We start from the raw sequence: 10,435 nt of genomic DNA on the forward strand, positions 1-10,435 counted from the left end.
TGTCCTGATACTGCTTGATCCTGCGATTGACCTATCTAACGGATATGCCTAGCTTAAGGGCGGCTCTTTTCTTGTTACCATGATGATCTACTAGGTCTTTAATAACTTGATACTGCTTATCGTATTTCATGCTTAAACTGATCCTCTTCACTTTGACCATAACCTCCAATAATAGAGATTATGCCATAATCAATTCCAAATAGGACATTTTACTAAGTTAACAGATAAGACATTATCACTTGTTAATCACAAATAAAAAATTTTTTAGAAAAAATAGTTGACAATTTTTCAGCCAGCTTTTATGCTTATTACAACTTAAAAATAAATTAAGCAAAGACAAGGAAAGTAAAAAGTCGTATTTCCCACAGAGAGTTTCCATTTTGGTGAAAGGAAATGTTAGTACTGCTTTTGAAAATGGCCTTCGAGCGTGGAACTGCGATATTTAGTGGTTTCAGGGTCCGCCCTATACAGCGGTAGCGTATCGCTTTCGTGGCCGTACGTGAATAAAGGTGGATTCTCACGATTCTCACAAATATTAGGTGGTACCGCGTTCAATAGACGCCCTATTAGATCGATATGATCTAGTGGGGCGTTTTTTCTTGCTTTGCTTGTGCAAATAAAGGAGAGTTTTTATGAATTTAAGTAAAAAAGTATTTACTGCTTCAACGATTTTGATTTCAACTATTGCTTTGGCTGCTTGCGGTAAGCAAGAAAAATCTTCCAGTTCCACCAAAGATCAAGTTTTAAATTGGTCTGAAAGTACTACTTTTTCAACTCAGGATCCATCCCTTGCTACAGATACTACTAGTTTTCAAGGACTATTAAATACTGGTGATGGGTTATATCGTTTAGACGAAAACAATAAACCACAACTTTCATTAGCTAAATCAGTCAAAGTTTCTAACGGTGGCAAGACCTATGATTTCATTTTGCGCGATAATGCAAAATGGTCAAACGGTGATCCCATAACTGCTAAGGACTTCGTATACTCATACCAGCGGACGCTTACCCCTGCTACCAAATCTCAGATGGCCTTTTACCTCTATCAAATTCAAAACGCTAAAGCTATCAATGAAGGGAAGCAAAAGCCATCATCCCTTGGTGTTAAGGCAATTGGTCAACATCATTTACGCATCCAACTAACCCGTCCATTAAGCTACTTCAAAATTTTATTGTCTTGGCCATTATTCTTCCCTCAAAACGAAAAAGTGGTCAACAAGTATGGCAAGTTATATGGAACTCAAGCCAAATATACCGTTTCTTCAGGACCATTTGTTTTGACCAAGTGGAACGGCAACAATAAAGCTTGGACTTTAGTCAAAAATAAGAACTACTGGGATGCCAAACACGTTAAGTTAAGTAAAGTTAATGAACAAGTCAGCGAATCAACAACGACCAGCTATAATCTTTTCCAAGCTGGCAAAGCCGACGAAACTGCCTTAACAGGCCAACAAGTAGCCGCCAACAAAAACAAAGCTGGTTACTACCTTCGTCTAGCTTCATCAATTCGAAGACTTGAACTTAATCAAAATACAGTTAAAGCCTTTAAGAGTTTAAAAGTTCGTCAAGCCTTCTCGCTAGCAATTAATCGTGGGCAACTAGCAAATAATGTCTTAAAAGATGGTTCAATTCCTGCTAAAGGTTTCGTACCATCTGGCATGGGTACAAACCCTGAAACTGGCGCACAATTCCAAGACGATGCTTATGTCAAGAGTGCTGTAAGTTTCGACTTAAGCAAAGCTAAAAAGCTCTTAGCTGCTGGTTTTAAAGAAACCAACACCAAGAGCCTAAAAGTAACTTTGCTTGCAAGCGATGATGATGTTTCTAAACAAATTGCTGAATTTTTACAAAGCCAATTAGATCGTCTTCCAGGGGTTAGCGTAGCTGTACAAAACATCCCATTTACTCAATTAATTAGTCGTCAAACCCAAGGAAACTACGAAATTACCCTTAAGAATTGGCAAGCCGTCTTTGGCGATCCAATCAACTTCCTTGATGTTTTTGAAAAAGGTTCTAGCTATCTCAACAATGGTTGGAACAACGACCGTTTCAACCAACTATTAAATGAATCCGAAAATATCTATGGTAACCAACCAGTTAAGCGTTGGGCAAGATTGGTGGCTGCTGAAAAAGTATTAATGGAAGATCAAGGAACTGTTCCATTGATCCAATCTGCTCGTCCACAATTGCTTAAGACCAATGTCAAGGGCGTTTCATTTAATCCAACTGGCGTACCATATGATTTCAAAAACGTATACTTGCAATAAGTAAGCAAAAGCCCTTTCATTTGGTTAAGATAAGGACAAGCATAAGCTATTACTTAAGATAAATTTAAACTGTTTCAAGTATGAAAGAGGATATAATATGAGTTGAAAAACAAAGTTGATTTTAAAGAAAAGAGAGGAATAGTCATGAAAACTATTAAATCACTTAGTTTGGGCGCTGCAGCTTTGCTTTTAGGAGTAGCACCAGTTGCAAGCCTTGTAAACCCATTAACCACCACTGCTCAAGCAGCTACTAAGAAGGCCACTGGTACAATTACTGTTGGCAACAACAGCGATAGCAATATTATTGGCGTATACAATGCTGCTGGCAAGCAAAAGAACCAACGTATTAAGAACGGTACTGTTTTTAAATACTATGGTGCACCAAAGTTAATTAACTACGAATATACCTACAAAATTGCTAAGAACAAATACGTTCCAACTTCCGCAATTTCCGAATTAAATGGTAAGGGCGTTTTGTATATTGCTAAGAATTCATATGTCTATGACAAGAACGGCAAACGTGTAACTAAGTACGGTGTAAGCAAGAAAGCAGTTTTATTGCGTAAGTCACAAATCGTAAACTACACTGCTTCCCTTAAGGCTGCCAATGCTGATTCATTCAGATTCTTAGTTGACAACAATGGCAACAAGACTGTTTTGACATACAAGAACATTAAAGGTCATCAATACTACAGCGTTGGCAAGAATGCCTATGTTCGCGTAGCTAACGTAAGCTATGTAGACAACAAGCCTTTATATGCTGCTTTCCAAACTGTAACTTTAGGTAAACACAATAATGATACTAAGGTCCCAGTATATGATGCAGAAGGCAAAGCAAGTAAGAAGGTATTAACTGCTGGTGACAAAGTTGAAGTTGACCGCACCAAGACTGTTAAATCTGGCAAAGAAACTTTAATTTTGTACGGTGTTAAGGGTCAAAAGGATTCATACCTTGACATGAATGACATTGCAAGTTTACCTGACTTGGCAGTTTTACTAGAAAAATAGTAAAAAAGCCTTTTCAAAATATTGTTAGTTATGATAGAATATAGAAAGCGTTTTCTTCATTGAATACGTATTTCCAAAAATCTTAATTAACAAATATATCAATAAAAATGTATCTACTTAGTCCATAGATACGAAAAAACGATCTTATTCTCATAAGGTCGTTTTTTTACTTTTTATTTTTCAGCAAACTCATCCAAATCGATCACCTGATCATATTTCTCTCGTTGTTCATTAGAGACAGCATGTTCGATTTCTAAAATCGTTCCTGGGAATTGTTGTAGCAAAGCAAATATATTGTTGGCACTCTTATTGTCTAACCCAGACAAGGCTTCATCGACTAATAAAATGTTCCTTTTAGCCAACAAAACCCTAGCTAATTCTAACTTACGCTTTTCACCACCAGAAAGTTTTAGTCCCTTCTCACCTATCAGCTGATCTAAATGCTCAGAGGTTGCTAAATATTCAAGGTCAACCTGCTTTAAGACTTGAAACAGTTTCTCATCAGCGATCTTTCTTCCTAATGTTAAATTAAACCGTAATGTTCCCGAAAAAATATAAGTATCTTGGCTAATGATTCCCACTTTTTCCAATAAGTCTGTCAGCAAGGGTTTTGCCACTACAATTTTCCCTGCTAAAAGTGGAAGCTCATTAAGAATGGTTTTAAATAAAGTGGATTTACCGATTCCTGATCTACCAACAATTAATACCTTTTCTTTAGCTTTAAGGGTTAGATTAACGGCTTTCAGAATGGTTTTATCATAGCCCAAATTGCAATTTCGTAATTCTAGAACTGTATCAGTAGCTCCATCAGCAACTGTTAAATTATTAAAGGCTCTACCTGTAGGCTTTTCTAGCGCAGGATTAGCAATCAACGGGTTGGCCGCATTCAATTGGTTAAACACTTGTGCAATCGTAATTATTGGACTGGTCAAGCGATCAGATGCTAAAAACAAAGAAATCAAACCACCGACACTAACTTGACCTTTGACTACGAATAATACGCCGATCGCTAGCGCAATTACCGCTGAAACAGCATATGTCAATTGTGATAAGAAACTTGCTGTCGTCTGTCGGAAATTCATTATTAAGTACGCTTTTTCTTCTTCAAGTAAAGCCTTTTTGACTAAACGCCGAAACTCATTGGCAACTCCTAAATGGGTAACCGTACTAAAGCCATGAATCGCATCGTTCATCTGCGTATTATACCGCTCGTAATCGATACTCCATTTGCTACTGCCAGTTTCTACCCACTTTTGCGTCACCCGTGGAACCAAAAACGGTAATAACCCACAGGCTAAGAAAATCAAAGATACCGTAAAATTAATGCTTAGAACATAAACGAGCGAAAAAATTGCCTGCTCAATACAATAAACTAACGTTACAATTGGATTAACGAATTGGTTTTCAATTTGCTTAGCATCTACATTGATAAAATTGGTTACCTGTGACATCCTTTCCTCTGACGGTGAAGCCAAGAAGTTTTCAACGGCTGTACTTCTCATTTTTATATTGGCAACTTGTCTAACTTTAGCCCACAGATATTGCCATAGCCAAGAACCCAAGGTTAACAATAAAAACAGCAATAAATAAAGTACCAAGATTCGTGGCAATTGACCAAACTGCCTTTGTGACAAGATGTTAGTAACCGCACCAATGATATATGGCGAAACTATTCCATCTAATGAGGTAATAGCACTCGCCAAAGTAATTCCTAGCCATAAAGTACGATGCCCAGAAAATAAAAATTTGAAAAATTGTCTTTTATTCATTTTTAACCACCTGTTTTAATAACTTTGATTAGATAAAGCTATTAAATCGCAGATATTGCTATCTGTTTCTGACAAAGAAAATATTTTTAACATATTTTCCATACATTTCCACATAAAAACCGTAACTATTTAAAATAATTATAATTTTTAAATATTATATCATTTTTTTGCTTTTAACAAGACTTTTTCCACTATAAAGTCCGTTATCTAAAATTTTCAATTTCACGAAAACAAATCTCTAAGCAAATAATTTTGATAGCGGTATCATTTGTGTTATGCTATGTGACGTTAAGGAGGTTTTTATATGATTAAAGATAAAATTGTTATTATAGGTGCATCCCACCCAGGACACGAAGCAGCGATCGAGTTGGCTGATCGTTATCAAGACCTTGATATTACAGTATTCGAAGCAAGCGACTTTGTTTCCTTTATGTCATGTGGGATGAAGTTGTTCCTTGAAGGAAAAACTACTGGACAAGATAATGTCCGTAATTTTTCACCAGATGAATTAACCAATCGTGGCATTAAGCTACAAAATAATAGTGAAGCTGTTGCTATTAACCCTGAAAGCAAAACCGTAACTATCAAGAATACCTTGACTAACACCACTACCGATGTCAACTATGATAAATTAATTTTGACACCTGGGGTGAAGCCTCAAAATATTCCTGTTCCCGGAAACAACCTTGATCATATCTATTTAATGAGAGGATATGATTGGGCTAGCAAAATTAACGAGGCTCTCAACGATCCAGAGATTAAACATGTTACAGTTATTGGTGCCGGCAATGGAGTTTCTGCAGTCGAAGCTGCATTAAGCCATGATAAACAAGTAACTTTAATTGACAATAATGATGCTCCGCTTGCTAACTATTTGCCTGAAGAATTCACCGCTGTTTTCAGCAAGGAATTAACCGACAAAAAGGTAAACTTGGTGATGGGAGCAACAGTAACCGGATTTAAAGGCGATAATACTGTTGAAGCAGTTATCACTGACAAGGGTGAAGTTGCAACTGATTTAGTAATCGTAACTGTAGGTATTAAAGCAAATACTTCTTGGTTGAAGGATACCGTAAAGCTTAATAAAGCTGGATATATTTCAACTGATGAGTATTTCAGAACCAACTTGCCAGATGTTTATGCTCTTGGTGATGCTATTTGGCCTTATTCAATTCCTGCAGGCAAAAACATCCCTATTCCTTCAGCTTCAGCTTCAAGACATGAGGCACAATATTTAGTAAATCATCTGTTTGAACAAAAACCATCACAGCCATTCCATGGGCTTGCCGGAGCACAATTATTAGAATTCGGTAATGTTCATGCTGTTGTAACTGGATTAAATTCACGTACGGCTAAATTTGCTGGAATTGAAGCTGACACTGCTGTATATGTTGATCATCTCCGTCCTAATTTTATTCCGGATGAAGATAATCCAATGGGTTACGTGGCATTAACCTTTGACAAATTTAGCCATCAAATTCTCGGTGGCGCAGTTATGTCATCTTATGATTTAACTGGTCAAGGCAATGTTCTTAGCTTAGCTATTAGTCATAAACTAACGCTTGAAGACCTCGCTGAACAAGATTTCTTCTTCTCACCAAGTTTTGATCGTCAATGGAGTCTTCTTAACTTAGCTGCACAACATGCCTTAGGTTGGGCTAAATTCTAAATATAAAAAATGCGATTGGGTCTTTATAGTACTATTGACTCAATCGCATTTTGTTTTTTCATATAGAATTGCTTTTCCTGAACATCTTTTTGAAATTTATATTCTGCTTTTAGGTTAATTTTTGCTAATTAAAAGAAGTTTCTAATGATCTTTATAGTGATATAGCAATGTTAATAAACCCAATATATTCAACCAAAATAGTCTTTTATCATATTAGTTAAAAATTATTTTACAAAAAGTAGGGTCTATTGACATCTAGTATGTTAAAGGTATAATGAAATATGTAAGTAAGCGGTTACATGTAAACAGAAAGTTGTGAATATATATGGAAACAAAAAATAACGCTTATGTATTATGGTTTGATGAATTACATCGTGAAGATGTTGATATTGTTGGTGGTAAATCCTCATCTTTGGGTGAGTTAACTTCCGGCACAAATGTTCCCGTACCTTTCGGTTATGCAACTACTGCAGCGGGTTATCGCCACTTCATGGCTGAAACGGAATTAAACCCTAAAGTTGACGCTTTGCTTGACAGCTTAAAGAATCCAGAAGACTCAGAAGAATTGCACAGAGTTTGTTCAAAGATTCGTAAGTTAATGAACGAAGCAAAGATGCCGGATGATTTAGCCAAAGATATTGGTGATGCATATGACGCTTTAGCAAAGAGAATGGGCGTCAACGAACCATTCGTTGCTGTTAGATCAAGTGCCACTGCGGAAGATTTACCAAACGCAAGTTTCGCTGGTGAACAAGATACTTTCTTAAATGTTCACGGACGTGACAACGTAATTAAGAAAGTTCAAGAATGTTACGCATCCCTCTTCACTGATAGAGCAACTTACTACAGAATTAAACAAAACTTCCCACAAGAAAAAGTAGCCTTGTCAGCCGCTGTACAAATGATGGCCTTTTCTAAGGCTTCAGGTGTTATGTTCACTGTTAACGTAGCTACTGGTGATGACACCAAGATCATGATCGAAGGTTCATGGGGTTTAGGTGAATACATCGTTCAAGGAACTGTTACCCCAGATAACTACATCGTTGACAAAGAAACACTTACTATTGCGGACAAGACAATCAACAACAAGAACATTGAATTGGTTCGTTTGCAAGACGGTGGTGTTGAAGAACGTCAAGTTCCTGAAGACATTGCTACTAAGCCTTGCTTGACTGATGAACAAGTTATCCAATTGGCTGGTTACGCAAAACAAATCGAAGAACACTACGGTTGCTACATGGATACTGAATGGTCATTGGACCAAGACAACAAGTTATGGATGGTACAAGCTCGTCCAGAAACAGTTTGGTCACAACGCAATAAAGATCATGAAGGAAGTTCAGAAAGCTCAAACGTAACTACAGATCATAAGACCTTATTGAAAGGTTTACCTGCTTCACCAGGTATCGTTGCTGGTAAAGTTCACGTAATTGACGATCCTAAGGATATCAACAAGTTCCAAGAAGGTGAAATCTTAGTAACTTTGATGACTTCACCTGACTGGGTACCAGCTATGAAGAAGGCTACCGCAATTGTAACTAACAACGGTGGTATGACTTGCCACGCTGCGATCGTTTCTCGTGAAATGCAGATTCCATGTATTGTAGGTACTACTAGTCGTGGAGCAGCTGCAACCAAGACTTTAGTAACTGGTCAAGAAATTACGGTTGATGCAAAGAACGGTATTGTTTACGACGGTATTGTTGAAGATGTTGTAAAGCCTAAGACTGAAACCCATGAAACCCATGAAACTCAAGTAGCTACAGCTGAATACTTCCCTCCTACAGCAACTCACGTAATGATGAACTTAGGTGACCCAGACTTAGTAGATCGTTACTCAAGTCTTCCAGCAGATGGTATTGGTTTAATGAGAGAAGAATTCTTGTGGACTACTTTCATTCACCAACACCCACTTTACTTGATTGAAACTGGACATCCAGAAAGAGTTGTTAATGAATTAGCAAACGGTATTAGCAAAGTTGCTCGTGCTATGGCTCCTCGCCCAGTTGTCCTTCGTTTGTCAGACTTCAAGTCAAGCGAATACAGCAACTTAAAGGGTGGTGACAAGTACGAACCAATCGAACCAGCAGACTTGTTAGGTTGGCGTGGTGCTTCAAGATACTACAACCCTAAGTACATCGAAGCCTTTAAGCTTGAATTGGAAGCTATTAAGAAGGTAAGAAATGACTACGGCTTGAAGAACTTGAATGTTATGATTCCATTCTGCCGTACAGTGGATGAAGCTCGCAAAGTTACTGATATTATGCGTGAACAAGGTCTTGAGCGTAGCGCAGACTTCAAGATTTACATGATGGCTGAAATTCCTGCAAACATTATTTTGGCAGATCAATTCAACCAATTCATCGACGGATACTCAATCGGTTCAAACGACTTAACTATGTTGATCTTAGGTTGTGACCGAAACAATGAAGTTATCTCAAACTTGTTCGATGAACGTAACTTAGCAGTTAAGCGTGCTATCAGACACTTAATCAAGGTTGCTCACCGTGATGGCAAGACCGTTTCAATCTGTGGTCAAGCTCCATCAGAGTACCCAGAATTTACTGAGTTCTTAGTACAAAGTGGTATTGACTACGTATCTGTAAACCCAGATATGGTTAAGACTACTAAACGTAATGTTGCCCACTACGAGCAAAGAATTATGCTTGATAAAGCAACAGGTATGGGTAGAATCGACCCAACTGATTATGAATGGTAATAGTTTAAGTAGAGAATAACTAATTGCCCCATTCTCTATTAAGAAGACAGATCTGAAAAGATCTGTTTTTCTTTTGCAAAAAAAGATAGACATCAAACGTGCCTATCCTATCTTCAAGTTAACTATTTTAGCTCTACTGCATAAGTGTAGTATTCATCATTTGCAGCTACACCCACACCAATCTTGTGATACTTATTAGCCTTTAAAATATCTCTGTGAACCCAATTACTTGATTCATCATGGTAGATCAGCTTATCAACCATTGCTTCGGCTAAAGCCTTGGCAGTTGCCGTTTTTGGTTCGATTCCTAAGCATTCTGCTTTTCCAGCCGAATTGTAGTTGTAAAAGCCCTTATGATTATCCAAATCTCCGGTTTGCTTCCAGGCAACCACTTGATCTTGAGCTCTAAGAGTAGCAAATTTCTTCAAGCCACTATCAGCCTTCATAGCTCCAGATTTTTGAGTTTTACGCCAGTTATTAACTAATTTAATAAATTCAGTTTGAACTTGTGCTCTAAATTGTGAGTCAACTGAATCATCTACCTTATTAGCATTGGCACTCTTGTTCGTATGAGTAACTAGCTTCTTAGCCGTGTTTTTTAAGATATATCCGCCCTTTTTCCCTTCAAGCTTGTAATATACCTTGCCATTAATTTTCTTGGTTCCTGAGGCCCTTAAAACGCTATTTTTATACCAAAAAGTATTTTGGCGTTTTCCATTCTTATCATAAACAAAAGATTGTTTGGTTACTTTAACCTTGTAGCTACTTGCAGCTTGAACAGGTTGATTGGTAGTTGCCAACAAGCCAATTCCTATTCCAGCAATTGCTCCCAACTCTAGTATTCTTTTCATAATAGTACCCTTTCTTACTAGAAAAATTATACTGATACCATTATTTTACCGCGAGTTAAAAGAATTTGAAAGAGACTGTAAAATAGTTTGTGTAAGGATGGACGATTCCTTAAATTTTATTCCCTGAACATTAGAAAAAGGAGCTCCTTTCT

At 37.4% G+C, this 10,435-nt stretch carries 6 protein-coding genes; 4 read left to right on the forward strand and 2 right to left on the reverse strand.

Features of this window, described 5'->3' with window-relative positions; genetic code table 11:
* Positions 1 to 632 precede the first annotated feature (632 nt).
* Entirely contained in the window at positions 633 to 2,267 is a 1,635-nt protein-coding gene (locus BN52_RS03125) for a peptide ABC transporter substrate-binding protein (protein WP_008472737.1), read from the forward strand.
* 144 nt (positions 2,268 to 2,411) lie between these two features.
* A complete protein-coding gene (locus BN52_RS03130; RefSeq protein WP_008472738.1) occupies positions 2,412 to 3,275 on the forward strand; it encodes an SLAP domain-containing protein in 864 nt (287 codons plus the stop codon).
* A 173-nt stretch (positions 3,276 to 3,448) separates the two neighbouring features.
* Here the strand turns inward: BN52_RS03130 and BN52_RS03135 are convergent, their stop codons facing one another.
* A complete protein-coding gene (locus tag BN52_RS03135; protein ID WP_008472739.1) occupies positions 3,449 to 5,044 on the reverse strand; it encodes an ATP-binding cassette domain-containing protein in 1,596 nt (531 codons plus the stop codon).
* A gap of 304 nt (positions 5,045 to 5,348) precedes the next feature.
* On the opposite strand from BN52_RS03135, the gene BN52_RS03140 reads away from it, so the two are divergent.
* Entirely contained in the window at positions 5,349 to 6,713 is a 1,365-nt protein-coding gene (locus tag BN52_RS03140) for an FAD-dependent oxidoreductase (protein ID WP_008472740.1), read from the forward strand.
* Between the two features lie 325 nt (positions 6,714 to 7,038).
* Positions 7,039 to 9,432 carry a phosphoenolpyruvate synthase gene (gene ppsA, locus BN52_RS03145; RefSeq protein ID WP_008472742.1) on the forward strand — a complete coding sequence of 798 codons (2,394 nt, stop codon included), beginning with the start codon at positions 7,039 to 7,041 and terminating at the stop codon, positions 9,430 to 9,432.
* A 122-nt stretch (positions 9,433 to 9,554) separates the two neighbouring features.
* On the opposite strand, the gene BN52_RS03150 is transcribed toward ppsA, so the two are convergent.
* Complete coding sequence (locus BN52_RS03150; protein ID WP_008472744.1) at positions 9,555 to 10,283, reverse strand: SLAP domain-containing protein; 729 nt, start codon at positions 10,281 to 10,283, stop codon at positions 9,555 to 9,557.
* Between the last annotated feature and the right edge of the window lie 152 nt (positions 10,284 to 10,435).

The organism is Lactobacillus gigeriorum DSM 23908 = CRBIP 24.85, from assembly GCF_000296855.1.
GTDB lineage: Bacteria > Bacillota > Bacilli > Lactobacillales > Lactobacillaceae > Lactobacillus > Lactobacillus gigeriorum.

Excerpts from the sequence above, each read along its gene's own strand:
- ppsA (WP_008472742.1), top strand. The coding sequence starts at position 7,039 with ATGGAAACAAAAAATAACGCTTATGTATTATGGTTTGATGAATTACAT.
- BN52_RS03140 (WP_008472740.1), top strand. The coding sequence starts at position 5,349 with ATGATTAAAGATAAAATTGTTATTATAGGTGCATCCCACCCAGGACAC.
- BN52_RS03150 (WP_008472744.1), bottom strand. The coding sequence starts at position 10,283 with ATGAAAAGAATACTAGAGTTGGGAGCAATTGCTGGAATAGGAATTGGC.
- BN52_RS03130 (WP_008472738.1), top strand. The coding sequence starts at position 2,412 with ATGAAAACTATTAAATCACTTAGTTTGGGCGCTGCAGCTTTGCTTTTA.
- BN52_RS03135 (WP_008472739.1), bottom strand. The coding sequence starts at position 5,044 with ATGAATAAAAGACAATTTTTCAAATTTTTATTTTCTGGGCATCGTACT.
- BN52_RS03125 (WP_008472737.1), top strand. The coding sequence starts at position 633 with ATGAATTTAAGTAAAAAAGTATTTACTGCTTCAACGATTTTGATTTCA.